The 25,390-nt window shown below is 53.8% G+C and carries 32 protein-coding genes; 12 read left to right on the top strand and 20 right to left on the bottom strand.

Translation table 11 applies throughout. The features are described from left to right. The first annotated feature begins 77 nt into the window (after window positions 1–77). Both ABX75_RS23180 and ABX75_RS23175 read left to right on the top strand, forming a co-directional pair. Window positions 78–392: a hypothetical protein gene (locus tag ABX75_RS23180; RefSeq protein ID WP_016974328.1), complete on the top strand. Its 315-nt coding sequence runs from the start codon at window positions 78–80 to the stop codon at window positions 390–392. Window positions 393–498: 106 nt separating this feature from the next. Beyond that, window positions 499–840: a hypothetical protein gene (locus tag ABX75_RS23175; protein WP_016974329.1), complete on the top strand. Its 342-nt coding sequence runs from the start codon at window positions 499–501 to the stop codon at window positions 838–840. A gap of 170 nt (window positions 841–1,010) precedes the next feature. Here ABX75_RS23175 and ABX75_RS23170 read toward each other — a convergent pair whose 3' ends face one another. Beyond that, a complete protein-coding gene (locus ABX75_RS23170) occupies window positions 1,011–1,877 on the bottom strand; it encodes a replication initiation protein (protein ID WP_016974330.1) in 867 nt (288 codons plus the stop codon). 1,006 nt (window positions 1,878–2,883) lie between these two features. Between ABX75_RS23170 and ABX75_RS23165 the strand changes: the two genes are divergently transcribed. From ABX75_RS23165 to ABX75_RS23120, 9 genes are all read left to right on the top strand, one after another. Further along, entirely contained in the window at window positions 2,884–3,363 is a 480-nt protein-coding gene (locus ABX75_RS23165; protein ID WP_011077916.1) for a hypothetical protein, read from the top strand. A 201-nt stretch (window positions 3,364–3,564) separates the two neighbouring features. After that, window positions 3,565–4,698, top strand: a complete 1,134-nt coding sequence (locus ABX75_RS23160; RefSeq protein ID WP_016974331.1) for a ParA family protein — start codon at window positions 3,565–3,567, stop codon at window positions 4,696–4,698. A 230-nt stretch (window positions 4,699–4,928) separates the two neighbouring features. Further along, window positions 4,929–5,957 (top strand): ParB/RepB/Spo0J family partition protein, encoded by a 1,029-nt coding sequence (locus tag ABX75_RS23155; RefSeq protein WP_033041644.1) that lies wholly within the window; start codon window positions 4,929–4,931, stop codon window positions 5,955–5,957. A gap of 394 nt (window positions 5,958–6,351) precedes the next feature. Beyond that, a complete protein-coding gene (locus ABX75_RS23150) occupies window positions 6,352–6,657 on the top strand; it encodes a hypothetical protein (RefSeq protein WP_011077920.1) in 306 nt (101 codons plus the stop codon). 955 nt (window positions 6,658–7,612) lie between these two features. After that, a complete protein-coding gene (locus tag ABX75_RS23140) occupies window positions 7,613–8,602 on the top strand; it encodes a hypothetical protein (RefSeq protein WP_016974333.1) in 990 nt (329 codons plus the stop codon). Window positions 8,603–8,667: 65 nt separating this feature from the next. Beyond that, entirely contained in the window at window positions 8,668–9,294 is a 627-nt protein-coding gene (locus ABX75_RS23135; RefSeq protein ID WP_016502327.1) for a hypothetical protein, read from the top strand. Window positions 9,295–9,481: 187 nt separating this feature from the next. Then, on the top strand, window positions 9,482–9,841 hold the full coding sequence (locus ABX75_RS23130; RefSeq protein WP_016974335.1) for a histone-like nucleoid-structuring protein, MvaT/MvaU family: 360 nt from the start codon (window positions 9,482–9,484) through the stop codon (window positions 9,839–9,841). A gap of 144 nt (window positions 9,842–9,985) precedes the next feature. Then, window positions 9,986–10,471: a hypothetical protein gene (locus tag ABX75_RS23125; RefSeq protein ID WP_016974336.1), complete on the top strand. Its 486-nt coding sequence runs from the start codon at window positions 9,986–9,988 to the stop codon at window positions 10,469–10,471. A gap of 65 nt (window positions 10,472–10,536) precedes the next feature. Beyond that, window positions 10,537–11,808, top strand: coding sequence for a hypothetical protein (locus ABX75_RS23120; RefSeq protein ID WP_016974337.1), 1,272 nt, complete (start codon window positions 10,537–10,539; stop codon window positions 11,806–11,808). 100 nt (window positions 11,809–11,908) lie between these two features. Here ABX75_RS23120 and ABX75_RS23115 read toward each other — a convergent pair whose 3' ends face one another. From ABX75_RS23115 to ABX75_RS23030, 19 genes are all read right to left on the bottom strand, one after another. Continuing rightward, entirely contained in the window at window positions 11,909–13,168 is a 1,260-nt protein-coding gene (locus ABX75_RS23115; protein WP_016974338.1) for a site-specific integrase, read from the bottom strand. After that, a complete protein-coding gene (locus ABX75_RS23110; protein ID WP_016974339.1) occupies window positions 13,165–13,572 on the bottom strand; it encodes a hypothetical protein in 408 nt (135 codons plus the stop codon). Before ABX75_RS23110 ends, ABX75_RS23115 begins: the two co-directional genes overlap by 4 nt. 312 nt (window positions 13,573–13,884) lie before the next feature. Next, window positions 13,885–14,640 carry a metallophosphoesterase gene (locus ABX75_RS28740; protein ID WP_177039208.1) on the bottom strand — a complete coding sequence of 252 codons (756 nt, stop codon included), beginning with the start codon at window positions 14,638–14,640 and terminating at the stop codon, window positions 13,885–13,887. A gap of 60 nt (window positions 14,641–14,700) precedes the next feature. Then, window positions 14,701–15,378, bottom strand: coding sequence for a GNAT family N-acetyltransferase (locus ABX75_RS23105; protein WP_016974341.1), 678 nt, complete (start codon window positions 15,376–15,378; stop codon window positions 14,701–14,703). 25 nt (window positions 15,379–15,403) lie between these two features. Further along, a complete protein-coding gene (locus ABX75_RS23100) occupies window positions 15,404–15,793 on the bottom strand; it encodes a hypothetical protein (protein ID WP_047882732.1) in 390 nt (129 codons plus the stop codon). Between the two features lie 147 nt (window positions 15,794–15,940). Further along, window positions 15,941–16,789, bottom strand: a complete 849-nt coding sequence (locus ABX75_RS23095; RefSeq protein WP_256203874.1) for an N-6 DNA methylase — start codon at window positions 16,787–16,789, stop codon at window positions 15,941–15,943. A gap of 58 nt (window positions 16,790–16,847) precedes the next feature. After that, entirely contained in the window at window positions 16,848–17,198 is a 351-nt protein-coding gene (locus ABX75_RS23090) for a hypothetical protein (protein WP_011077933.1), read from the bottom strand. Window positions 17,199–17,210: 12 nt separating this feature from the next. Continuing rightward, window positions 17,211–17,486 carry a hypothetical protein gene (locus ABX75_RS23085; protein ID WP_011077934.1) on the bottom strand — a complete coding sequence of 92 codons (276 nt, stop codon included), beginning with the start codon at window positions 17,484–17,486 and terminating at the stop codon, window positions 17,211–17,213. Window positions 17,487–17,844: 358 nt separating this feature from the next. Next, the gene (locus ABX75_RS23080; protein ID WP_011077935.1) at window positions 17,845–18,294 is read right to left on the bottom strand and encodes a type II toxin-antitoxin system PemK/MazF family toxin; all 450 of its coding nucleotides are present in this window, start codon (window positions 18,292–18,294) and stop codon (window positions 17,845–17,847) included. Window positions 18,295–18,373: 79 nt separating this feature from the next. Continuing rightward, the gene (locus ABX75_RS23075) at window positions 18,374–18,727 is read right to left on the bottom strand and encodes a hypothetical protein (protein ID WP_053060103.1); all 354 of its coding nucleotides are present in this window, start codon (window positions 18,725–18,727) and stop codon (window positions 18,374–18,376) included. A 363-nt stretch (window positions 18,728–19,090) separates the two neighbouring features. Further along, window positions 19,091–19,249 (bottom strand): hypothetical protein, encoded by a 159-nt coding sequence (locus ABX75_RS29510; protein WP_170245417.1) that lies wholly within the window; start codon window positions 19,247–19,249, stop codon window positions 19,091–19,093. An 11-nt stretch (window positions 19,250–19,260) separates the two neighbouring features. Beyond that, window positions 19,261–19,443 (bottom strand): hypothetical protein, encoded by a 183-nt coding sequence (locus tag ABX75_RS23070; RefSeq protein ID WP_047882730.1) that lies wholly within the window; start codon window positions 19,441–19,443, stop codon window positions 19,261–19,263. A gap of 11 nt (window positions 19,444–19,454) precedes the next feature. Beyond that, complete coding sequence (locus tag ABX75_RS23065; RefSeq protein WP_047882729.1) at window positions 19,455–19,811, bottom strand: hypothetical protein; 357 nt, start codon at window positions 19,809–19,811, stop codon at window positions 19,455–19,457. 77 nt (window positions 19,812–19,888) lie between these two features. Continuing rightward, on the bottom strand, window positions 19,889–20,125 hold the full coding sequence (locus ABX75_RS23060; RefSeq protein ID WP_020190240.1) for a hypothetical protein: 237 nt from the start codon (window positions 20,123–20,125) through the stop codon (window positions 19,889–19,891). Window positions 20,126–20,238: 113 nt separating this feature from the next. Continuing rightward, the gene (locus ABX75_RS23055; RefSeq protein ID WP_047882728.1) at window positions 20,239–20,634 is read right to left on the bottom strand and encodes a hypothetical protein; all 396 of its coding nucleotides are present in this window, start codon (window positions 20,632–20,634) and stop codon (window positions 20,239–20,241) included. Window positions 20,635–20,909: 275 nt separating this feature from the next. Continuing rightward, window positions 20,910–21,653, bottom strand: a complete 744-nt coding sequence (locus tag ABX75_RS23045; RefSeq protein ID WP_047882726.1) for a hypothetical protein — start codon at window positions 21,651–21,653, stop codon at window positions 20,910–20,912. Window positions 21,654–21,923: 270 nt separating this feature from the next. Next, window positions 21,924–22,454 (bottom strand): dual specificity protein phosphatase family protein, encoded by a 531-nt coding sequence (locus ABX75_RS23040; protein WP_011077944.1) that lies wholly within the window; start codon window positions 22,452–22,454, stop codon window positions 21,924–21,926. A 108-nt stretch (window positions 22,455–22,562) separates the two neighbouring features. After that, window positions 22,563–23,444, bottom strand: a complete 882-nt coding sequence (locus ABX75_RS23035) for a prohibitin family protein (protein WP_011077945.1) — start codon at window positions 23,442–23,444, stop codon at window positions 22,563–22,565. A gap of 282 nt (window positions 23,445–23,726) precedes the next feature. Next, on the bottom strand, window positions 23,727–23,963 hold the full coding sequence (locus tag ABX75_RS23030; protein ID WP_016502335.1) for a hypothetical protein: 237 nt from the start codon (window positions 23,961–23,963) through the stop codon (window positions 23,727–23,729). A gap of 455 nt (window positions 23,964–24,418) precedes the next feature. On the opposite strand from ABX75_RS23030, the gene sppA reads away from it, so the two are divergent. After that, window positions 24,419–25,354, top strand: a complete 936-nt coding sequence (gene sppA, locus ABX75_RS23020; RefSeq protein ID WP_011077946.1) for a signal peptide peptidase SppA — start codon at window positions 24,419–24,421, stop codon at window positions 25,352–25,354. Window positions 25,355–25,390: the final 36 nt, after the last annotated feature.

Below are 25,390 nucleotides of genomic sequence, written 5' to 3'. Positions count from 1 at the left end.
GCTCTGCCCTCTACAGGATTTGGGTATTCCTGGAGCGGTGGCAATGTCTTCTCACACCCGGAATCAGAGCAGCAACCATGACTTACGACGAGACCCTTGCTTCCTATCAGCGTCTTCTTGAAGCCAATCCAGGGAAAGCATTGCAAATCGGCGACGATTGCTACGCGGTACTGATCAACGGAACCTTGAGCGGGGCATACGCCACCCTGGATGGGGCTGTTGATCTCGGGACGATCTTCAATTTTGACCCTGAAGGTTGGGACGCCGAATGCGAGTGTTGGGACGGTGATGTTTCTGGCATGCAAACAGCATTTTGCGTAGCCGCTCCAGCCTTTGTTGATCTTCCGCCACCACCCGCGAGGAAGAGCACGCCCAACCAGGGGGAAAAATAATGCTAGGGTTCGCCGCCAATGCGATGTCGAACAAAGCCAGGGGAATTCCGTTTGGGATTTACGAGACTGCTGGCAGGATGAATGCATATCAAGGGAGCCGTAGCTTATGACAGCCATCCAACTTTTCCAGCAGTGCCAATCGGAGCCGGTACGCACCGATCTGATTCAGATGATTCGTGACGGCATGATTCGCCGGCTCAAGCGATTTGTTGTAGAACCTTACGATGACGGCATCACCTGGGGAATTCAGACAGTCGCCATAGCAACACCAGATGCTGATGACGGCGACCAGTTTCCTGTTGTGATTGTCGATCTTCACGAAGATGACCAGGCTGCAATGTCGTTTGCTCTGAGCGTCTTCGACGCGCTCAAAACCGCAGGGCGAGCATCAGTCGAGGATGTATGCCAATGGCGGCGAAGCCTATTTACGCTGGTACCCAATTACTGAGCATCACCCGTCAATGACCAGGCCAAGAAAACCCGCCACCAAGGCGGGTTTTTGCTATGGAATTGGCACTAAACGGACGGCAAATGACGACTCGAATGCCTGGGCAGGAATGAACTGCACCGGGAGCATTGCTAGAAAAGGCACAAACGGCCGTCAGATGACGACGCATGCTAATCTGGTTGCTCTTCTTCCTCTGCCGAAACAGTGAACAGCAGCCCAGCTTCCTGAGCTTCCGCCAACTCACCCAACGGCTGAGTGGCCAGCCATTCGCTATCTTCTGCGGGTTCAAACTCAGGAAGAGGGGGAAGATCTTCAGGGTCAAGTTCCAGATTAAGCGGGAGCTGTGCAACGTCACGGAAGGTGAATTTGATTGCGACCACCTTCCGCCCTTCCCTCTTCAACTCATAGCTGACATCCAGGTTGCTCTTAGTCTTCAGCTCCACAACTGCCGGATCTATGACTCTCTGGCGGAGGTTGTTGAATCGTTGATAGGCATCCGACAATCCGAGTGCGACCCGCAAGGATTCGACCTCAATGTAGGCCCATCCTGTCTTCCGAAACTGCATCAGCATCTCAAACAGCCGGAACGAATGGCTCGAGTCCAGGCAGGCAACCCGCCGAAGATCATAGCTAGTCACTTTGCTGTACAGCATCGTGAGATAGGGCATGACATGGATGGTGAACGACAACTCAACGCGACCCTCACCATCCAAATACTTGGCCCGATCGACCCAACGCTTCCGCTCCATGCCAGAGCCGTCAAAGGTCTTAATATCGCGCTCGTACAGCTCATCAGCTGCCACTTTCATCTGCTCATAGGCATGCCTGAGCTGGACGCCGTAGATATCCGAATAGTCCACGGCCGAGACAGACACCTTTTTCGGCATGGGCCTTCTTGGATCGAGTTTACTGATAGCCGCGAGGATCAACCGCTGCTCGTTGAGCGTCAGCCGGTACGACGCGGTAATCAGCGTATTGGATTTCGTAACCCGGAGCGGCTTAGGTTCCGGCTTGGCAGGTTTGGGTAAATTGGACATGTCTGGCCCCACGATTAGTAACGGAACCCTACAGAGAGATTACGCTGTAGTCGATACCCAGGAGTCGGTTAGGCTCTAGACCCCAGTAAAAATGGGCCTCACAGCCAACCACCTCATCCAATCGCAAGACAAGGGACAAATCTGTAGTCGATAGGCAGTAGCCGTAATTTGTAGTCGATTGGCGTCCGTTCGCCACGTAGAACAGCCGTAATCTGTAGTCGATAGCGTGGGACACCTTTGATCCACAGCCGTAATCTGTAGTCGATACCGAAGATAGGGCTGCAAAACTGCCTGGTCATACTCGTCCACGCACAGCCGTAATCTGTAGTCGCATCGAGCTGATGACTGTAAAAATAGCCGTAATCTGTAGTCGATAGGTCCAACGGTGAAGCTAAAAGACTATTTATTGGCGAATCCACCAAGGTAGAGGGCAAACCACTGAAAAACGTCAAATAAGCGACGGGCAATTTAAAATATCATTTAAAAACAATGAGTTATTGCGATTTCTATCCAAAGAAACGCCACTCAGGCAAATTCAGAACACAAAATTGCTTGAAATCGAGCCATAAAAACTCAAACTCGTGCTACGTGCAGCATCCAGCAGCCGGAATCTGTAGTCGTTAGACACAGCCCAGGCCCTCCATCCGGCCTGTGGATAACGGCCGCAATCTGTAGTCGTCACAGCCGGAATCTGTAGTCGCTTCAGCCGTAATCCATAGTCGCAAAGCCGGAATGTGTAGTCGCAATGCCGTAATTTGTAGTCGATGATCCTCTGGAGGCCACGTAATACAAGGGCTCCAGCTCTCTAAAAACAAGAGAACAACAAGAGAAAAACAGTTAAAAGGCTTTTAAAACTGAAAAGCTAATTTTCTGAGGGTTGAAAAACCAAAAGCAGACTCACAATCCAATGGCTGTTTTTCCGACGACAATTCGGTTCGAAAGCAGCACACCCACCAGGTCGGCGAGGAGAAAATGATCCCATCCGAATATGACCTGGAGGAACCCAATGAATACTGCCGCTTTCGCGGGCGTCGCAGCTTATCTGCTCAGCATGGCTGTCATAGCGCCGGAGCCGGTAAGCCTGACTGTAGGCGTTACGACGATCGTCGACGTCCAGCAGCACTACACCATCATCGACAAGATTGGTACGTCCTACACCGGCGGCCCGGTACTTAATCTCTCAGAATGGGAGGTAAACCTGGAGGGTGTCACTGACATTCAGCTGGCCTTCAACGCTGAAGGGGTACTGGATGTCGCTACGGTAAAAGCTGACAAACTTCACCTGGAGGAAGTGCTAAGCGGGCTGAGAAGCCAGCTGCAAATTGGCACAGACGAGTCCAGCCACGGGTTTGAGAACATCACATTCTTGTCTGGCTCCACCGAGGTAGTGGTCGAATCGCATCCCATGGACACCCAATTCACAGTCAACTACATAAGCGCGGACTTCAAACGTGCACGCACCGATGCCCAAAAACAGTACGCCTGACCGCTGACATCGGCTCTCGCTTTACCTAGCGTGAATTCGGGTTTAGTCTCCAAAACATCAAAGCCAAGCCGAACTGTGAGATGGAAAAAGCCGTTTCCAGTTCGGTTTTACAGGCAAAAACCCAGCCTGTACCATGATTTTTCTTGAAAAAGCGACTTAACGTATTATGATTCACCTGTATTCAACAATGCAGGGATCGTCATGCAGCAGCCAAGCGAGCAGTTTGAAGAGGAATCCGTCTATTTCACGGATTTCTCCACCCTCCTCTACCCCCCCAAATTTGCAGCCGATTGTTTTGGATTGACTACCCGTCGTCTTCAGGACATTGAGGATGAAAACGGGCTGGAAATTCGCCGCATTGCTCGCGGCACTGTCCCAACTCGGGCTTATACCCTGAGTGATATTTTCGATATCGCAGCGATCCGTAGAGCGAAAGGTCAAGCAAAGGGGCTACCACGGCAGGTTGTGATATCAACCTTCGTTCCCAAGGGCGGCACGGGAAAAACGACCGTAACGGTCAACCTGGCAATCTACCTCCAGATGCAAGGGCTCCGGATTCTTATCATTGATAATGATCCCCAGGGCGACTCGTCGAGTGAGCTGGGGTATGACCCAGATTTGGCAAGGTCTGACCTTGAATCGATGGGAATTCCTCCAGAGCGCTATGTTGAGGGCAACCTAGGGAACCTTCTGAGCCCAGAGCTGAGAGGTCGACAATTCGAGCCATTGTCTTTTGAGCAAGTCATCAAAAAGCCATTCGGCGAGAACGGCCCCCACCTCATCCCAGCTGATGCGTACCTCGAGGATCTTGTTGTTGCTTTAGACGCAGAGAACAATATGGATTTCTGGTATGCAGACTGGCTAGAGCGAGCCAGGACTGGAGAGATTCCCGGTATTGATACGTCAGCCTATGACGTGATCCTTTTCGACAATGCCCCTACCGCTTCTCGACTCACAAAAAACTCCATCGTCGCTAGCGACTTTGTTATCTGCCCTGTTCGGATGGATAAATTCTCTTTCCGCGCCCTTATGCGGCTGAACGAATGGATGGTTCGATTTGCCAAGGCATACCGTCGCTCCCCTGTTGTTCTAGCAATCCCGACCATGTTCATCAGGAACCGTAAACGCATCTTGAATAACCTTGTTGTTCTGAACGATCTCTTCCCTGGTCGGGTTGCTGAAGAAAAGCTCTATTACTCAGAAGACTATGGTAAAGCGCTGGATCAAGGCATTCCTCTGATCGTATGGAAGGGCGCTACCAGCAAAACTATTGACTCCATGCGCTCAGTTTTTAGCGAAGCACTCCAAAAAGTCCGGGAGTTTGCTTCTCAGTGACTGGTGCTCGGAGCACCACTTGGATTTTGAGCTTCACTGGTGCTCGGAGCACCACCTGGTTTTGAACTTCACTGGTGCTCGGAGCACCACCTGGGTTTTGAGCTTCACTGGTGCTCGGAGCACCATCAGTCTGCTGAGCTTAACTGGTGCTCCGAGCACCACTTGAGATCTTCAGCAGGCCCAAAGATTAGATGCGCTCCACGTTACAGCGGTTAATTGACGGAGAAATTATGGCTAAGTCAGAGGATTTTCCAGGAAAGCCAAAAGATGCGCCTACCTGGATGTCTGGCGTCAAAAGGACGCCGGCGGAATTGCCTGAACCCAATTTAAGAGTTTCGGTTAGGGAAATGCTTGCTCAGCAACAGGTCAATGAGCCTGTTGCTGAGCAAGCGGTAGCAGGCATCGAGGGCGAGAATAGCCAGGCTAAAGTCTCCGGCAAGGTTCTTGAAACGGGAGCCGCGAACGGTGTCATAGCTGAGATCAGCACCAGCAATATACGGGTATCGCCATTCCAGCCACGGCTGGCATTCAGCGAGGCAGCTATCGAAGACCTTGCAAATTCGATCGCTTCTGTTGGATTGGCCAAGCCCGTCACTGTCAGGCCGATAGGTGATGGCATTTATGAGCTGGTCGGCGGTGAGCGCAGATGGCGTGCTCACAAATTGCTGGGGCGGGAGACCATTACGTCATACGTCCGTGAAATGGACGACGCTTTGGCGCAGATCCTTGCGCTGACGGACAACGAAGGCCAAGAAGCGCTCACGGAGTACGAGCGAGGTAAATCTTACGCAAAAATTTTGGATTCTGGAGGTGAGCCATCTGTCAGGGCGCTGGGCCGCCGGTTAGGAGTCAATCACTCGATAGTGAGTAGATGCCTATTGCTGATGGACCTACCTAATGAAGTGAAAGCCATTCTGGACACGAATCCAGGACTCATCGGTGGGAAGCGGGCAAAGGATTTTATTGAATTCAGCAGCAAAGAGCCCGAACTACTTCTGCGAGCCGTGACGGCTATGCGTGATGAGCGATGGACACAAGAACACGCCCTGCGTTGGCTAGCCAAGGAAATTGCTTCACGGACCCAGAAAAACTCGTCCAGCAAATTCACCGATACTGAGATCAGTGGTATTGGCCGGGTTCGCGTAGAAGGAAAAAAAGTCGAGCTTCGTTGTGAGAAAAGTGTCGACGCGAAACTGATTGCGGAGCAGTTCGAGGCCTTTTTAAAGACAATTGACCGTTCTTTGATCGAGAGCGAATGATTCACATTTGCTTTGTAACTAAATATTTCAGACGCGAAACAGGTTAGAAAACGTGCACACGAAGGCGATGTGCCATGACAGAATATGGTTTTTTAGACTACGAGATAAGGACATATGGCAACCGCAGTCGCGCAACCAGAACACAGAGTGGTGCAACCGCAGACACGATTCGCCGCTCTCGCACAGCTGTCAAAGATTGAGCCTGAGCACCTGCACGGCCTGAGCCGGATTGAGCTGTTTTCGGTAATTTCAGAGCACTGGCTGAAGTGTTCAGCCCCCGCTCGGATTCACATGTTGAGCAGCGAAGATCGGTTCATCCGCGGTGAAGCGCGGGCTCAGAACAAAGCATTAAGCGTTACGCAAATTTGCGTGGACCAAGCTCCAGGGATTATCTATGAGCAATTCAACCAAACACCGTATCTCGCTGGCGTATGAGCACGAAGGTGAGGTGCGACAGGCCTCAGCTGAGGTGAACCAAACGAAGGCGAGCATCACCTTCAGCGGGCTTCCGAGCGTAAAGTTCCAGGTGTCACTGAGCGATCCTGAACAGGTGATATTGCAGTTGCCTACAGACCGCAAAGGAAAAAAACCGACGGTTTCTTGCGACATATCCTCGATCCCTGAGTTGGAAGCGGCTATGGACGAGGTGCGCAGGCAAGGTTGGCTTGGGCCAAAGGTGTCAGTGAGTGAGTGCGGGTGAACCAGCGTCGGTGCCTTGCTCCGAGATCTGGGCGAGTGAAGTTGACCTCAAGGAATCGCACAAGCGCATCCTTTTGCACGAATCGCAATTGACCCTCCAGCTCATTCGTTACTCTGTTGCTCTAGTGCGAGCAGAGAGTAGGCCAGGAGGCCGCAGGCCTAGCAGGGAAGCTCAAAGGAGGCTGTCCCGGAGCATCCCAGGCTCCGGTCGGGAAATGATCTACATAGATCCTCGTAGTAATCTATGCTTTCACCAGCCTGTTCGCCGTCCTTGTGTGTAAAGGATCGAGCTTACGCCGGGCAGAAAACTCAAAGCATCAATTAATGAAACTAATTACGCCTTAAATGGTCTGTGATGGCCTAGTGTTTGCTGTAGACATGGCCCTAGCTTATGCTGTGCTATGAAACAACTTTTTATAGGTTTTTGCCGTTCTGCGACCCGTTTACGAGCTGAAAAATGACGACCTTTTGACGCCGTTTTTGTGTAGTGATGCGGAACTGTATATCTATACACTGATTAGCATGCAGCCTTTGCCTTGACAGAAAATACCGAGATTCAGCCATGATCACAAAGATGCCGCCCCATGTAGTCAGAAGCTTTCCCTACTGGGAAACGCCACCAGAGCCGGGCCAGGATTTGCATGAATTGAAATGGGGTGTCATGGAAGTCCTTTCAGACAAGTCGCTTAGATTCGTTGACACAAAACCGGATCAAGCAGCACTCGAAGAACTAATAAGCCAACTTCAAGAGAAGATTTAATTTAGATTTTTTTATTGTCTGGGCTTCTCTAGAACACCAACCCCTGCTTATACGGCAGGGTTTTTTTTGAATGAAGATTGAGCCTAGGGTAGCAACAATGATCGCGAATTCAGACGTAAAAACGACCTGAAAAAGCGTCACTTGTGCGCGTCTTCGACGTATCGTTCTTGGATAAAACAGGAACGAGAAGCTGCTTATGCAAAGCTATGATCTTGAGTTTCACGATTACGCTCAGCTATTTCCGCTAATCATCGGAGATGACTACGAAGCCCTGCTTGAAGATATTGATGTCAACGGACAGCGTGCCTCGATCGTTCTCTATGAAGGAAAGATCCTTGATGGGCGCAACCGGTACCGCGTTTGCAAAGATCTGCTGATCGAACCCCGAACAGAGGAATACACAGGAGATGATGCCCTAGGTTATGTCCTCTCGCTTAACCTCTATCGCCGGCAGCTCACCGTTGCACAACGGGCTTTGATCGCTGCCGAGCTGTCCTCACTGCGCGGGAGTAGCGCTATCACTGTTGACCTGGAAAAGGCCGCCGGGCAGGAGCTGGAAGCCGCAAAAATGGCTATTGAGGAGGCAGCCAAAGTACTGGGTATCAGTCCGCGCTCTGTGTCTTCTGCGTGCAAGGTTGTCCGAGACGGCACCCCGGAGCTGCTGGATGCTGTCAAGGCCGGCGACGTAAGCGTATCCGCAGCGGAGCAGGTGGCTAAGCTGGAAAAAAAAGCACAGCAAGAACTGTGTAGCCGCGGGCCTAAGGCAATTCGTAAGGCCGCGAAGGACATGAGGGAGGAGGGTAGGTCGAAACCTGCGATGCCTAATAAGCCACTTCCGCTCTCAGATAAAAACGGTCTCCTGCCTCCGCCAGTACCGCTTGACGATGATGAAAATGAAGATGGCGCATCAGCCCCTGATGCACCGGCAAACCAAATAGCCGCGATTGAGCAAGAATCGGACGTTTTCTATACCTATGAGAGAAAGCCAGCGGCTCAGCTCCTGTTCGAAATGGCTGATGCTGGAATGCAATTTGGCCAGGAAGCTGAGGGCGTTGCCGACGACATCATGAATGAGGTTGAAGAGGGCCTGGATCTTCAGTTCCTTGCATTCGTTGTGGACGTAGCCAAGAGGCTAGAAAATCGGGTGAAGGCAAAAATGCAGGCCCGATATGCTGAGGAGACATGAGTGTTGGGATTTTCTGGAAGGGTGATTTCATAGGTTAAAGCCCGAACAGAAAAGGAGTACCCCGCATGCAAACAACTCAGGACGACACCGTAATGGATTTTGGCCCGAACCTCTTCGGTGGCGAGGGTGGCTCTGCGTCCATCCCTTCCGCTGATGATGCAGATGCTACGAACAAGGCCCAGGAGGGTACGGCGAGTATTTCTCATCAGATGACTGAGGGTTGTACCGAAGAAAACACGGCCGAGGCCGGCGGCGGCCAGGCTGGTGGTAGCAGCGCTCCCTCGAGCAGCAATGTTGCACCTGGCGTGAATACTCAACAGGCAGCCACTCAAACCAAGGCAGGGAAGTCCGAAGTTGGCACCAAAGCCTTGTCCAGTGTGAAAGCAGCCGTGAAGGTTTTCGAAAGCATCAATGGCTTCGACGAGCAAAGTGCGACTCAGCGTACTGTCGTTCGCGATCTAATGTTAAAGCAGTCCGAAGCCATGGAACTCAAGCTCCAGGGCAAGAAACCTCCCGAGGGTGAAGACTTTGATTCCATTGCGAAGCAACTCCGGCGCGAGAACAACCGCCTCGACTCCCTGCTTGAAGGTAAGGAATCACTGTTCGGCAAGGCCCGGGAAGCCGCCGAAATTGCGATCGAAAACATGCAGGGCGTAATTGCCGAAATCAACCGTTTGGAGGAGGAGGCTTAGCCCTCCTGGACGCCATGAACAAGAAACTGTTCGTCGACATTCAATTTTACGCATTCTGGCCTTCCGCCGGATTCCTTGCGGGCTATGCATTCCTTGCATCGGCAGGCATGATCTAACCAGCAGCCCTAGCAAGCCTGGCGCGCACCGTCACGGCTCAGGGCCATGAAACCCAAACCAAGGAGACAAGATGTCCCTCATCACCGAGTACCGAGCCACAGAGGAAGCCATCAAGGAGCTTCAGGACCGACTGGAGAAGTTGAGCGGAAATGAAGCCCTTTTGAAAGAGATGGAGTTCGAGAAAAAGCTACGGGCCTTGATGTCTGAGTATGGCAAGAGCCTGCGCGACATCATCGCGATTCTTGACCCGGACTATCGAAAGCAAATTACCCATCAGCCTGGCAAACCTCGTGCGCAACGAGCAGTCAAGATCTACCGCAACCCCAACACGGGTGAGCTCGTTGAGACCAAGGGCGGCAACCACAAGACGCTCAAGGAGTGGAAGCAAGAGCATGGCGCTGATGTAGTCGAGACATGGCGAACCCAGTGAGTTTGCGCTTCCGCGGATCTTCTAAAATAAAAGGCCGGTGAACCCGGCCTTTTTTGTGAGTTCGGTTTGGCCACCGGGAGCTTGGTTTTTTTCAATTGAATGCGAACTTGAAATGGAGGTAAATAACTATCAACGGAGGATCAAATGGATAGCACTGAAAACGTCGATGAACGCCTGTTGGCCGCGGTTATGGATGAAGCGCAAACGGACTTCAGCATAGCCAGTATTGCAGTTGAGAAGATCCGTCAGGGAGCTGAAAGCATCGCCGCCGGCATGCACGGTCGCAACCATGTAAAGGCGTCATTCGAGCATTATGACGGTACACCGATGTCGCCTGAAGAAGCCTTGGCTCGCCAGTGTGTCCATGCGGCAAGTATCGGAAGATCCCTCGGTCAGGAGTTTCTTCTGAAGGCACCTGCTCCTCTTCTGGAGCAATTTTCCGCCGTGGCAGGGAACCGTAACGTTGCGGACAGTGGGGCAATGCTCGCCGGCCTGCTGCATGGGTTCATGATTGCATTCGCCACGAAGGAAACGGAGGAGCGAGCGCTGAAAGCGATGCTGGAGGTTGCCCGGATCTGCGACGAGGCCAACAATATTCGAGGCACCTCTTTCGGCCAAGCCAGCGAATGAATTGTTGCTCGGCGGGTAACTGGTCACCGTTTATGCCCATTGAGGCACTGGAAAGGAATTGAGTCATGTCTGACGACAAACACGTCAAAACTGAGCCACCGCGGATGCTGTTCGTGGACGAGTACAGCAACTTTTTGGGGGGACTGAATGACACGCTGAAGGAAGAGTTGCGAAAGGTGTCTGGCGTCCCTAATGCAACCTACCTGGTCAATGACGGGAAGGTGTTTGTCTTCGACAAGCTGGTACACCTGGTGAAAGAGCGCGAGCTGGATCAGCCGGATTTACCGCTTGCTGATCTGGCCCGCAGCCTGATCGTAGAGGCAACCGTTTCCGCCAAAGATGCAGTTGAGGCCTGGGGCGTTGTGCCGGTTGCCTATGAGACGGAGAAAGTCCCTTCCAAGGACATAGGTCCACTTGATACGCAGGGGTCTACCTTCTTGATCCGGCATCGGCCGTTCAACGCCCGACTGCCGGGCGCGTTCCGGGACGAAAGCGACGTGAAAACCGCGTTCGCCAACATCCTGCTGGGCGGCATTCACCCTGGGGACGGTGATTTCACCTATCGCGGGCAGGCGATGACGCTGCTCGATCCCCTGGATCTGACGTTGCTGCCAGCGCGACCAGCAATTCAAGAAGGGCCGACGCCAGAAAGCTGGGTTTACACCGCATTGGCTAACGTGGGGTTCGAGGCCGGCTTTGAGCCAGTCTCGGAGGTGATGTTCAATCGCGTGAAGGAGTTGGAAGCTGGGTGGCGTGCCAACATCGCCAGTGCCGCTAAGCACGCTCAAGCCCGGTCTGCCGAAGTGTGGGCCCAGGCGGTAGACCTGCGCCTGGACGCGCTGAACGATCCGTCCGATGAAGTGCCTGAGTACGCGCAGGAAGAGTTCGCGGAGCTGCGATCGTATTACCCTGAGCTGTCCATGCTTTCGGACGGCTCTCTCTACTCGTTGTTCGATGTGTTCCAGATGGAGTGCCGCTTCATTAACGGGTGGTCGGCGAACCGTGACGACGATTTCCTCTTCTACCTGCTCGGTAAAGTGGTAGACCGCAAAAACGATCACGAGACAGCCAAAGAGGTTGGTGAGTGGGTTGCCGACGCTCTGTTGCATGGCGAAACCCTGGATGTGGCCCTGGGTGTCGGTCGAGATGCCGATCGGTACAACCAAGAAATTGGCAAGCTCGCGCACCGGATTGCCGATGCGATGCGCTTCCTGGCTGAGGACAAGAAAGCGACCGATCTTCGTGGTCGTACTATCACGACTATGGGGGACACATTCAGGATGGGCAGGAAGTACAACGCCGCAGCTATGGTGGTGGAGCAGAAACTTCCATCCTGATCTCGCCTATGAAATATAGGAACTGCGAGGGAGAGGGCACAGTTCAGGCAAAATTGGTTGTTACTCGGGCGCTTCTGGCAGAGCGCCCTCACCTCGGTGGTCAAGCGGCCGGCAGAACCTTGGCCTGATCTGATCCAGCATCAGGGGCAAGCTCCGAAACCAGATCCGATACCTCACCTTGCACCTGAGGAGCGTTGGCGACAAGAAAGTCCCCCCAATCCTTCATCAGGGCGCGACGCTTATCCAGCAAGTCACCTCGGTTATATGCTGCTTCAACCTTACTGGTGAGGGTATGCGCGAGAGCCATTTCGCAAACCTCTCGCTGGTGATCGGTTTTTTCCGCGGCCCACGTCCGAAAAGTAGATCTGAACCCATGCGGTACGACGCCATCGACCTGGAGCTGGTCGAGCACCCTGGCCATGGCATTGCCGGGAATGGGGCCTGTTCGCCAGGAGTTGAGAAATATCCACTTGTCATGCTTTCCGACCTGCTGCCGTAGCACCTCGAGCATTTGCTCTGTAAGGGGTACCCGGTGAGCCTTGCCCGCTTTCATGCGTTCTGCTGGGATGTACCAGATTCTCTCTTCCCAATCTATTTCCGGCCACTGGGCCCCGCCCACCTCTTGGTTACGGGTCGCAGTCAGAATTGCGAATTCAACAGCACGAGCTGCTGCCCCATCCAGGGAATCGAGCCTGGCCAACAGCTCAGCAGTGCGTAAAGGTGTCGGAGACGGGAAGGGGACTACCGTATGTGATTGCTTGGGCAAGAGCTTGTCGAGATGGCCACGCCACCGTGCGGGGTTTTCACCTTGTCGAAGCTTCAGTGCCTTCGCTGCATCGAGCACGAGCTCTATGCGATTCCGGACGCGGTTAGCCGTGACGGGGATCTTGCTCCAGATCGGTGTCAGCACATCCAGGATATCGTCCGTGTCGACCTCGACTATCCGAAATCCGCCTATGACAGGGTAGACATGCTTCGTGAGTGAATTCTGCCATTGCTGGTGATGCTTCTTAGACCAACTCGACGAATGCGTGCGTATGTACCTTTCCGCCGAAGACCGAAACGTGTGGCTCGTTGTAGTTCGTGAGGCTTTGGCGGCTTTGGCCTTCGCACGCTCAGCGGCTGGGTCGACGCCACGGGCGATGTCGAGCCGGTACTTGTCAGCCTCCAGCCGTGCGTCTCTGAGGCTCAAAGCAGGGAATGTCCCCAGGGCTAGATCGTGCCGTTGCTTCGCCAGCATATAGCGAAAGACCCAACTTTTCCGCAGAGTAGCTGATACACGAAGAATCAACCCTCGGCCGTCCTGGTAGGAGCCGGGCTGGTCGATGTCCTTAACGAACTTAGGGGTCAGTTTGCTCATGAGGTGCCCTCGGTCACCGGGCCATTTTTATCAACCGCCGGCTCGTGATCCTGAAAAGCGAGAGAAATGTTCTCCGGTGGGACAAGGCGAAGGCAAGCAAGCTCGTACCCCGCATCTGAAACGAGGTGTAAACCGGAGCGATCAACGGCGAGAACGGAAATCGCTCCAGGCTCGTCATCAAGCATTTCACCAAGCCAGTTACTGAGTGCGTCTTCTACTGCCAGCATCGACCCAAAAAAATAGACCATTTCCTTGGCTTCGCCGAGTAGTTCGGAGCGAGGGCCAATCTGCGGCCGTAAGCCTTCACGGAAGATGGACTCCAGATTACGAGTTGGCGTGACGTGGTAAATCTCACCAGAAATTGGCTCGTTTTGAGCGTGCTCATTCGAATCATGGTTTTTCACTACGGATTCCTCGCGGCTCGTTTGTTCGCAGGCGCTGATACTGCAATCGCGCCAGATCTCGCCGGAATGTAGGAGGATAAGGTATCCCCATACAAAACGGCTACAGGCCACAACCTATAAGGGATTCTAGAAAACCCAAATATTACGTCCCACACCATAGCCCACAGTTGCTATCGAGCAGAATGACCCTTCCAAGCAGGTGAGGCCGACCGACGAGAGCATCAGTATCTGGACCAGGTGAGGTTGGGGAGAGGAGAGGGGGAGTCGCCCACCCGGCAGCAGGTCTGAATCCTCGGCCGGGTTGTTGCCTGATCAGATTGAATGGATGGCTTCTGAGCCGCCAATTTCAACCATGGTCAATAGCCCGTTTTCAAAAACACCACCAGTATCAATATATCGAACATTCCCTAAATCAAGGACGGCAGCGACTTTCGTGTGGCCTACAAAGATCCTGTCGATACCAGCAACGGGGATGGTTGTTTGATTTGCATGTCGAGACCTACGCCACATTGCTTCCGTGGCATGGTAGTTCCTATAAGAGTCGCCTAACTCACCTGTCAGAGCCTCTTCGAAGCGCGACCAACTTAGGCATGTGCATTCAGCATGAACAATTCCAAACTTTTCGCCGTTGCGGCCTTCGACCTGAATAGCGATGGGTAGACCATGTAAAGCAAGCCCTATGGACTTCTGCTCGTCAGAGGTAAGGGAATAAAACCATTCTCCACCGTACTTACGGTGTCCAACTGGTTCGGTATCTAGTCCGCCTTCAACACACCAGTAGTCATGATTCCCCATAACAGACTTGAACCAAGGCTTCTTCAACCAGTCATCAACTTGGTGTGATTCTGGCCCTCTATCAACTAAATCGCCTACCGAAAATAGTCTGTCTGAATATTCGTCAAATCCTACCGAAGATAACAGTTTCGATAGCTTGCTGAATTCACCATGAATATCGCCAACCACGAAATCACGCCCAAAAATATTTGCTCCATACTTCGCGTAATAGCCATTGGCGCTCACGCTGACCGGGGCATGAATTGCAGAAAGATGAGGGAATTTGGGCATCATAATAGGCTCGCGATACGCTGGAATTGTTGGCATACAGACCATTTTCGGAACGGATAGCGCCTAGATGGATAAAGGGTTCTTGCGTTGCTCAACGAAGTACGCAACCTCTTGAGATATTCGCTTTGTTTCAGCGTCATACTCATCGTTGATAGCAACAGCCCGATCCCCGCCAAGTTCGCTAATCAAGCGTTGAGCTTCTTGAGAAACCGCACTTTGCCTGTTCAGGAAGTTCGGGTCTATGACGTTCATATTGTAGGAACCGCCAATTCGCATAGCGACTTGAGCCCCTTGGGCCTCGCACATTACGAATCCGATCTTTTCATACGCCTCTACGAGTGTTGGAAAGCAGCTCAGCGCTATGTCGGTGAAGCGTGGTTTTAGGCTGGCAATCATCGCAGTCATAATTCCCTGATTGCGGTGGGCTGAATCGACACAAATATAATTGATGCCACAAGCAGTTGCGGAGTCGTTAGCACGGGTTAGGGTCATAAAACCTATAATAGTTGATGCGGAATTTACAGCGATTACTAATTCTGAATTGATCATCAGGCTAATTGCTGGGTCTAGTTGAAGTTGGATGTCAGTCAGCATCCACGCACGAACTACGCCGAACATCGGGTGGGTAGTGCTTATTGGTCGGTTGACCAAATCCTGGCTATAGCGATAGGCCATACGCAAGATTTCTTCTTTCTGCGAATCACCTAGTTCTTTAATATTTTTGATTGTAACAACTTCCATGATTGCTCCTTTGTGTTCGCTTCGGTTATTTGCTTTCAACAATATGCCACTGACCATCCCAGTTTCGGATTTTGCATTTAGCAGTCATTCCGCGCCCGGTGTGGATGCCTTGAACAACGCCCTCACCAGGCCCCGTTCTGGCAAAGTTCACACGGCCACAGTCTTTGAAGGCGACCTGATTCATGAATCCCCCCCTGCTTTGCACTGCGTCCTCCCCCGCTGCCGTATCGACTGCTCGCTGGCCGTTTGTGATGCGAGTAGCTTGAATCACGGTCGAGCCGTCTTCTGCCTTGCTGTAGTGCAAAGTGCGCTCGTGTTCGACAGCACCGGTACTGACTGCGGCCCCCGAATCTCGCGACGAGTCGCAGCCGGCCAACGAGAGGCCAACGAGGGTGTAGATAAACAGCTTGTGCATAGATGGAGCTCCAATGATGTTTGAGGAATAAGCATGCCAGCGCGGGAGAAAATGCCAACTCAAGTTGATGCATTTACTGCCCTGGGCGGGAGCAGGGCGCTGTATCTTCCTCCGGTGTGTCGGAGATATTTCCGCCAGCAATACTCATCAGAACAGTGCGATTTGTTGGCCACTGGTTGCGGGGGGCGCAGTGAGAGCGGCCAAGTCCCGGAACAGGACGGGCGTAGTATTTTCGTCTGGAGGATTGGTGATCTCGCTGGCCATGACCTGGTGGCGCGTTAGCCTGGCGCGCCATAGACCCATAACGTGTGCCGGCGTGTACCACAGCTCCCGTTCTTCCAGCGCCAGCGTGTTACCGAGGATCAGAATTGCAGGAATGTGCAGAAGGCTGAGCTGGAGGTAGGTCATATGAACTGCGCGGGAGTCGACATCCTGCGCAGTCACATGGAGGCAGCGCTGGTAGTTGAAGCCTTTGTCTCCCAACGCTTCGGCGATCGCGATCACCATAGCTCCCGCACCGGATGCTGGTTCGTTGACCGTTATAAAGCCTCGCTCATCTAATCGCTTGCGCAGATCTGCACCATCCCCAAAGAGTTGTGAGGCCATGAGCTTGCAGACTGGGTAAGGGGTGAAAAACTGTCCTCTTGAGCTGTTCCCCAGCTCCAATTCGCCGAATACCTGGCCAAGCACATCGTCAGGCCCATATTCCATTGCCATGGTGAGTTCAGCGAGCATCTGGGGAAACCGATGCACCTCGCTCGGCTCATACTTCTTAATGATGCTCATGTAGCGTTTTTCACGCTCATTACGCTGGGCCAGGTCCACGCTGTTGCTCATCGCTAGCGCGCCCATTTCGCAGAAGTCCGCAAACACATCCCACAAGTGATGGCGATGGCTGTTTGCGTTGAGCAGGCGAATGAGGTTTTTGCGGTGTTCTGCTGGGCTCGAGGATTCGGTCTTTGCGTTTGCGTGTCTTGATTTAGCCATGGTGCTCATCAGCTGCTATCGGGAACGTTAGGACGAACCTAACCCGAAGTGATGAGAACCCAAGAAGTCAGTCGATCACGATCTCTCGTACTGAATCCCAGTCGTTGGGGGAAGCATCGCCGGTGGCAAAAGCGAACCGCATACCCACGGTCGGCCTGCCTTTCTTCATGAGATAAGCCGCAGCTCCAGCGCACATCGACTCGTGCCCCGAGGGTTCATAGTTCCCCTCATCGTCCCAGTTGCCACCCCGTTTTGAATGCACGGTCTTGTGGCACTGGAAAGTAGATTGATCATCCTCGATCAGGGTAGAAATAATCCCCTCCAAGCGCCCGCGGCTTAGCGGAATGGCTCCTTCCTTGAGGAAAGGGCAATTCGCACAGGGTTTTTTCAGTCGGAAATGCTGCTTGATCGGATTCACTGAACCGCATCCTTAGCGCGAGACATCAATGGCGAAAACCTCGACTGGATCTGCGCCGAAGTGTGGATGAACGATCGTCGTCAAGCGATAGCCCTTCCAGGGCAACACAAGTCTTCGTGCGTCGTCTCCGCGCTTCGGATAGCCCCGTGTCAGCTCAATCTGGTCGAAGCTCTGTCCATCCAAACGCCGTCGCCAATAGGGCGTGGCAGCCCGGAATTCTTCCGGCTTGATCCCGGCCTTGATTGCGTCGAAATACTCGCCTTTGAGCGGCAGTACCAGAGTACGCATGAATAGGGTTCCTTTTCAGAGCGGTCGAGTGCAATCTAGGCTCCGATTATCCCATTTGCCAGGCACAACCCAAGCGCATAGCAGGTGGGATGGAATGCTGGTGGCTACCTGATAAGCGTAGGATGTGCGGTTGGAGAAAGCCGATGCTGCCTGGTTGGGAAGTGACGCCCAGCGGCAACCTCTGAAGGAAGGGGGTAGGGAAGGGGAGAGGGAATCTCAGAAAGGCAAAAGCCCGGTGATTAACCGGGCTTTGCAGGTCCCTCTAGGGGGATAAAACTCAAGTGCCTCAAGGGCTACGTGGCAAATAATAGGGTCAGCTGACACTTATGTCAACTATTCAGTAAGCATTTGACCTAGGCTATTTCAGCAATCCACCAGCGTTAACGGCCTTAATCACTGCTGTCTGAATCAGGGTAACGACCTCTCGCGATAGCACCTGCTCAAGATGACCACGCATCGCCCTGGGCTTGAATAGGCGCTGTTTGCTGACCTGCTCAACGAGGTCCGCTTTGGCCCACCTGGTCTGTTGCTTGAAGTACGGTAGCTCGTCAATCAGGTCGCTCCCCAGCTCGACGTGTAGCCCGCGGCTGAGTTTGCCCATGTCCTTTGTTGTCGATAGCGGCACGACAATGCAGGCATTTGGGTCGATGCGCGCATTGAGCACAACAACCAAGCGGTTTTTTATCATTTCGGGCTTCAAGCGATAGTCATAGTTCTTGAAAACTATGACGCCGTTTTCATCGTACTGATAATCGCCGTAATTGCATTCCAAGATTTGACCTATCTTGGGTTCAAAATTAATAGCCATCAATCGTCCTTAAATTGGGTCGCCGCTAGCGATGGATCTTGCCACAGATCAGGGGCGAGAGAGCTAAATGTGATAGTCCTCAGAATGCAAGTTCTTGCTGGCGGTCAGCATATCCGCACCAGCGGGCAAAGCAATCCGGGCTACCCACCTCTATCTCGATGTTTCCTGTATAGCCGTGTACTCGCGCGTCACGGATCAGCTCTGCGATTACCTCGGGACTGTCGCCCATCTCGAAGCAGGTATCAAAAGTGCGTTCGCCAAGTCCTTCATACCCCAGATCCCACAAGTGATAGCTGGTGATCTCACGCACGAGGTTGTGGCGATAGGCTAGCTGCACGAAGCGCACACGGGCCTTAAAGCCCGAAGCTGTTGAGAGGCCTACCTTGTTGCGTAGACGAAACAGTTCGTTGATGGTGGCGGCGTTGTGAGACATAAGGCGATCCGAACTTTCCAGGAGATGCCATCAGGCTACGGCATGAGGTGGGAATCCCAACCGGACTCAACGAGCCACGGGAGAGCCGATGCCGAATGGCGGCATGATCAAAATTTCGTAGACAGAAGGGGGCAGGGGATCAATTTGCACTCTGCTGCCGGTGTATTGGGCTGAAAGCCTCCCATCCAGAGGAAAAACGCCGTGGGGAATTTCAGGATCGGTGCCGTGCCACATCCGGGCGCAGTAGTCGATCCGGAAGAGCCCAACCTCAATCCTGTGGTGGGGAGAAACGGCCCGGCCAGCAACGAGCTGGTGGCCAAGCCGCGCTGCCTCGGCCCAACTCGTTTAGGGCTGGGCTTTTTCCTATGCATCCATCTTCGGGGGGGCTGGCTTGATGAAAACCACCACACCCAGCCAATTCATCAGTGCGTGACCTGGTGCTGAGAAGTCGCCACGTGGTAGCAGCCGGAAGCGCTTCGCAGCCCTGATTTCAACCTGTTTCGAACGAACGGTGAAGATCATGAACTTTTCCGTTAGTCGGGTTGATCGGTGACCAGCTCTACGCCGCCATCCCATTCGGCCAGGACTTCGGCACCGCACGCGGAGCAGGCCGTAGTCACCTCGGGCGATGATTCAGGCAGATGCAACTTGCCTGCTTGGCCGCACACGGTGCAGCGATACACGTACAGAACAAGCGGAGCATTGGTGATCGACATGTCATATTTTCCTATATTCCGTCGCTGTCGGCCTTGGTTGAAATGTAGCGGCATTGCTCGGAATAAAGCTCGTTAAATGGCAAAAGACATAGTTGCTGAGTGCCATCCCTAAAAGTTCGAAGCTCGACCCTCTCAGTGCGTCCAGAATCGAACACAAAATCATCGCCTACGACTGAAAACTCGTCCGTGGTCGTTTTGACGAAGTGATTATTTGATATCAGTAACTCCCCGGCCGACCGGTAACTTTTTAACGTTCGACCATGGATCATCTCCTTAACTGCCCAACAGCCCCAAGCTACTAGGGCTGCTAGAGCTATAATCGGAAATTTCTTCACAATTTTTTGCTGGTGATCTTTGAAGTTATTCATGCACGGTATTTTCCTGGTTGCCGTGGGCGCTGTTCGACCGCACTTCAGCTAGCGTCGGCAGACCCATGCGTTTTCCCTCAACCCACCGTGGGTTTGTCGGTGCCCGTTTTCAAAGGCTGGTTGGCCTCCTTGAATTCGTATTGCTTTACAGGTCGCATAGCAGCCATAAAACCATCCATGAAGAGCCAGGCAGAGAATGTGGCCCCGATTAATACCGCTACCCGGCCAACCCAGTCGTTCACTCCGGTTGAAACAACCAGTTGCATCACCATAGCCGCGAACCAAAATGCGATTGCCTTGTTACCTGAAAACATACTGACCGTCCTGTTTGGGGAGTACGCAATGTGGCGTCCTCGTCTACGTCCTCGGCCCAGCTTTTTAGGGCTGGGCTTGGGGTGTACCTGGTCGGCAGATCCGCCGCGTTTTCCTATGCCGCCGCAACGGCGCGGTCTTCGGGGTGAGCCCATTCGCGGACTTGGCCATACAACGCCGGTTCGTCGATATCGACCCACGCCGGGTTCAGTTCAACATCCTGTCGCTCTGCATGCTCCAGCAGCTCAGCGAGCAACTGCGCACGGCGTGCATTGTCTTGCTCCAGGGTGTGAATTTGCATCGACTGGTCTTCAACCTTCGAGGCTTGCTCTGCCAGGGTGCTCACCACTGCTGAGACTTCTGCCAAGTCCTCGCCTGCGCCCATATCGGCCACGTTGCGAACGTTGTTCAACACTTCTGCCGCCAGCTTTACGGCGGCGCGGTAATCCTCGCCCAGCACCGAGCTATCGCCCAGCGCGTGCAGTTTCCAAAGTGCGTTCTGAATGTCCATTTTCGGTTTCCGTGATCAGTTGTTGGGGGTTGATTCCAGAAGCTCGCGGACTTCATCCGCATACGCCCACCAGATGATGTCAGTCCGTTCAACGCTCCAGCCGTCACTACATGCCGTGCTCCAGTTTGGCTCGTCACCCTCATCAATACAGTTGTAGTCAGTGACCTTGAGGACGTGCAGGCCGTAGGTGGCAGTCAAAGCGATGAGTTTCGGTGACTCCCCGTCAATCAAGCGAGGTACATCTGAAGGTGAGTGCCTAATCATCTTGTTTTCCCTCAAGCAGCGGCTTGATCGGCCTGAGCCATGATCGCCTTGGCCGCGTGGTTGATCATGTAGAGCTGAGCATAAAGGCTGTCGCAGGTCTTCGTTATCCGGTGCTCGTACCACTCTTCGCCGAGGCACAGCACTTCGGCATTGTCGCGCATGAACTGGTGCGCCTCTTCGGTGAAACCGATGTTCTCAGCGAGGTCAAAGAGGTCGTCCCAGTGCATCCAGCGATCATCGCCATTCTCCAGATTTCGGCGATTGGCCACGGTAAGAGCGCGGAACTCCCCCCAATGCTCACCCCGAACCAAGTCCGCATCCTGCGCCCAGGCTGGAAGGGCGTCCCAAATTTCCTGGGAGCAGTTGTCGTGCAGTTCACGGCAGATGCTCGACACCAGCACCTGGCGGAACAGGGTTGTGCTGAATACCTGCTTTTTGTGGGACTCGTTGAGCTTGGTGTGCAGGTAGTAGGTGACGTCATCACCCGCAAGGAACGATATGCCATAGCCCAGGCCGACACTGAACGTGAGGTCGCCGATATCGCCGACAACGGCGATTCCGAACCGGGTCATCATGATATCGAAGGCATAGGCGGTGGTGCGCTCAGCCTTGCAACGCCAAACTTCAACATCGGATTGCTTCACCAGGCAAGTGTACTGGTGATCCTTGAGCTTTTCGGCGGCACGGGCCTTGCGCTCGGCCTCTGTCTGCCGGCGTTCTTCGATGTAGGCCGCTCGCGTTGTTTCAACATTCATGATCCGTTCCTTGACTGCATGTGGGTGACAAAAGATTCAGCTATGAGCGTACTGCGGCTAGCCGAAAACCCAATGGCTGGTTGAGCGACAGTGCGTTGCTCAAAGAAAAGCCCGCCGAGGGAAAGCCTGGCGGGCTCCGGTAATAAAACGAGCAGCTTCAGCGACACCACAGACGAGACAGGAGGGGGAGGAGTGCCTTGGGAGCGTAGCTTCTACCATGAAGCTGCCCAGGGCCTAATTTACCATGACTCGCTGCGGTCTTTTGCTCTCTCAGGAGAACAGCGATTTGATCGCCGAAAGAAGGCTTCGCTTTGGCGCTTCTGGTTCCACAGGTGTTCTTGCCGCACGGTAGGCTGCCATCAGGTGAACATCGTTGGCCAACATCCGGTAGACGCACTGGTTTGCGTCTGGGGTCGGCTTATGCAGCTGGTACCCATGATGTTTGCTGATATACAAAGCAACCGCGGCACTCCGGGATCGCCCGGCCTGGCAATTGACGGCGATATTTTCCCCTTGATCTGCAATTTCACGGATGCGCTCCCGCAGCACGTCAGCCTTGCTGCTCAGCAAGTAGTCGACGTAATTCCGCTCAAAATCTGGCCCGTATATCTCGATGACTTCTTCGTCAAAGCCAGCATCAATGAAGTGGTGGTAGCTCACGCTCTTCCACCGTGCTTCGTCGATGCAGGCCTGATCTTCAAGGCCATCAGATATCGATAACAGGTGCCAGTCGGGGCCTGGCGCGTGTGCTTCAGCGTCGCTGCGCGATAAAAAGATGCAGCTGGGTATGGTTCGGTGCATTTGTCTCTCCGTTGCCATCGGCATGACTACTGGATTGATAGATCCCTTTTTCAATGAAAAAGCCCGCGAGCTGGTCAGGGCTGCGGGCTTCTAGTGTGGAAGGATGGATTACTTCTTGGCGTCGATGAACGGCAGGGTTCCGCCTGGAAGTACCGTGGTAGGCAGCACGCCGTTCCAGCGCTCGGCTTTGGTAAGCTCGACCAGGCCGGGGTTGCTGCCCAGGGCGCGGGCGCGGGCGTCGATGGCTTTTGCTTCCGCTTCGCCGCGCAGCTGGATGCTTTCCGCTTCGGCACGTGCGGCGGCCAGTGCCGAATCCGCGGTAGCCTGGGCCTGGGTGACGACAATCCGCGCCTGGATCTGCTCAGTGGCCAGTTGCTGCTCACGAGTCTTCACGGCAACCTCAGCGCGCATGCGTTCTTCGATCGACTTCTCGTAGGCGTCACTGAAGTCGATGTTCTCGACTTGCACACTGTCGATCACCACCGGTCCACTGATTGCGCCCTTGATTGCGGTGGCGATATCGGCAACCAGCTTGCCGCGTTGCTGTACGGCGTTGACGGCGGTGTACTGACCGAAGACGTTTTCTACCTGTGTCGGGACATGGCGGCTGATCGCCCTTGTCAGCAGGCCGTCCAGATCGGCGTAGCTCTTGTAGACATCCGCGACCTCACCTGCCGGCACGTGCCAGCTGACCGAGACCGACAGCGTTGCAGCCTGCTGGTCACGGCTGTACGCCTGCAAGCCGTCCCACTTGGTGGCGTTGTTCTGTATCGAGATCGCTTTGGCGCTGTCGATGAAGGGGATTTTCCAATGCAGGCCTGGATCTGCCACCTCCATAAAGGCACCGTTGCGCAGAACTACTGCGCGCTCTTTCTCGTCGACGGTGTAAAACGAACCCAGCAGCAGACCCACGCCAATAACGGCCGAAACGGCAATCAAGCCGAGAGCCAGGGGAGATTTGGAGGAGGATGAGAAATTGTTGAATTGCATACTGATGATCCTTGGTGGTTGGTCGCCGGATAGTTTGTTAGGTACTGACTGAGGAATGTCCCGATTTCAGGCGGTTTTATCGCCTGAAAGCGGGCTAAGCTGTTTGTGGTTTGCGGTGTTTTTCTCCTCGGTTTCGGCCGCGTTGCATTGGCCACGCTATAGGCATGCCTGAAATACCCAAGTCGCCTCGATACTGCCGGCTACCTGGCTGATTGAGTCACGGGGGCTGACAGCGCGAAAAAAGGCGACACAAATGGTCGCCTGAGTTCTATGGGTCTCCGTTTAGAGGCTCTTCAACACACCCCAGTGAACTGGACGGCGATCCGCCTTTTCCAGTGCCTCCGCTGCTACCGAGGCTTGCTCGTGCGAACTCCACACGCTGTCGGAGCAACGCTCAACTCCGTGCTCCTGGTCTCGGAAAATCAGGTCAAAGGTCGGAGCCTCATACTGGTCAGAGATATCCCGCACCACAAAGCGCTCGTGCTCGAAGTTTTGTGTCACGGCGGATGTGGCGCTCATAGGCATAATCCTGCCTTCAGGGAGGCCTCGGATGCGGGCTTCGGGGGGGCTTCCAGCTGTTCTACCGAATGACCAGGGGGTGGCCCGCTCGATGCCGACCCGTCGCCTTCTGGTTGGGAGGTGGACGTTTCGATGTTCCAGCGACCAATCTCAATTCCAAGCTCATGGCTGGCCTCTTGTGAGAGCCCTTGCAAAGCGTCCTCAACGGCTAATTCGAGCTTGGCTTTCAGCCGAGAAAGCGCTTGCGGTGAGCCGATAACTCCAATGACCAGGTTGAGAGTAAGTCCAGCCCGATTCCGGGCTTGGGGCGTGACGACCTGCATAAATGGTTCTCCGTATAAGTGATCCGCCTCCTTCTCTCACGACCGCCGAGAATCCCAAGTTCCCGTTGCCTGTTCAGGATTGCTTCTCCGCAGTGTTTAATAGCCGTGTATAAATTTTCTGACGGAAATCCCATGGATCAAAGCCTCGAAGTCTTGGAGCGAACGCTGCAAGCAAGCATCAAAGAGCAGCGTGCAGCACGTCGCTGGAAGAATTTTTTCCGTCTCGCGACTCTTGGGATCGTCGTGACTGCTTTTGTGGTCGGCGGAAGGGCAGACCTTGATGGCGTTGGGGCCGATGTGCCGGTAACAGCAAAAATCAAGGTGAGGGGAGTGATTGCGGATGGGGAGGAAGCGAGCGCTGAGAACCTGAAGCGCAGCCTCGGCAAGGCCTTTGAAAATGAGAATACGAAAGCTGTGATTTTGGAAATCAACAGCCCAGGCGGAAGTCCCGTGCAGGCGGGCCATGTTTACGATGAAGTTCGTCGCTTGCGTGCACTGCATCCAGACACGAAGGTTTATGCCGTCATCACAGATCTGGGTGCCTCCGGTGGCTATTACATCGCCAGCGCAGCCGATGAGATATTTGCGGACAAGGCAAGTTTGGTCGGATCGATCGGTGTCACCGCGGCGAGTTTCGGTTACGTTGAGCTCATGCAAAAGCTTGGGGTTGAACGCCGCGCCTATACCTCCGGGGAACACAAGGCTTTCCTGGATCAATTCCAGCCTCAAAATCCTGAGGAGAGGAAGTTCTGGGAAGGGGTTCTCAAAACAACCCACAACCAATTCATTCGCTCGGTAGAGGCTGGTCGGGGAGATCGTCTGAAAGCCAAGGAGAATCCCGACCTGTACTCGGGGCTGATATGGACGGGCGAGCAAGCGGTGGGACTGGGGCTGGTTGATCGCCTTGGTGATTCTGACTACGTGGCTCGTGAAGTCGTAGGTGTGAGCAAGATCGTTGATTTCACCCGCAAACAGAATCCCCTGGATCGCTTTGCCAGCAAGATCGGCGCTTCGGTTGCCGATCAGCTCTCATTGCGGCTTGGGTTCGACGGCCTGAGCTTGCGCTAAGGCCCAGCAGGAACACTGCCAGACTAAGCAGGATCT

Origin of the sequence: Pseudomonas sp. ARP3, from assembly GCF_001029595.1 — a bacterium.
Lineage (GTDB): Bacteria > Pseudomonadota > Gammaproteobacteria > Pseudomonadales > Pseudomonadaceae > Aquipseudomonas > Aquipseudomonas rhodesiae.
This window is presented reverse-complemented; position numbering and strand designations above follow the sequence as displayed.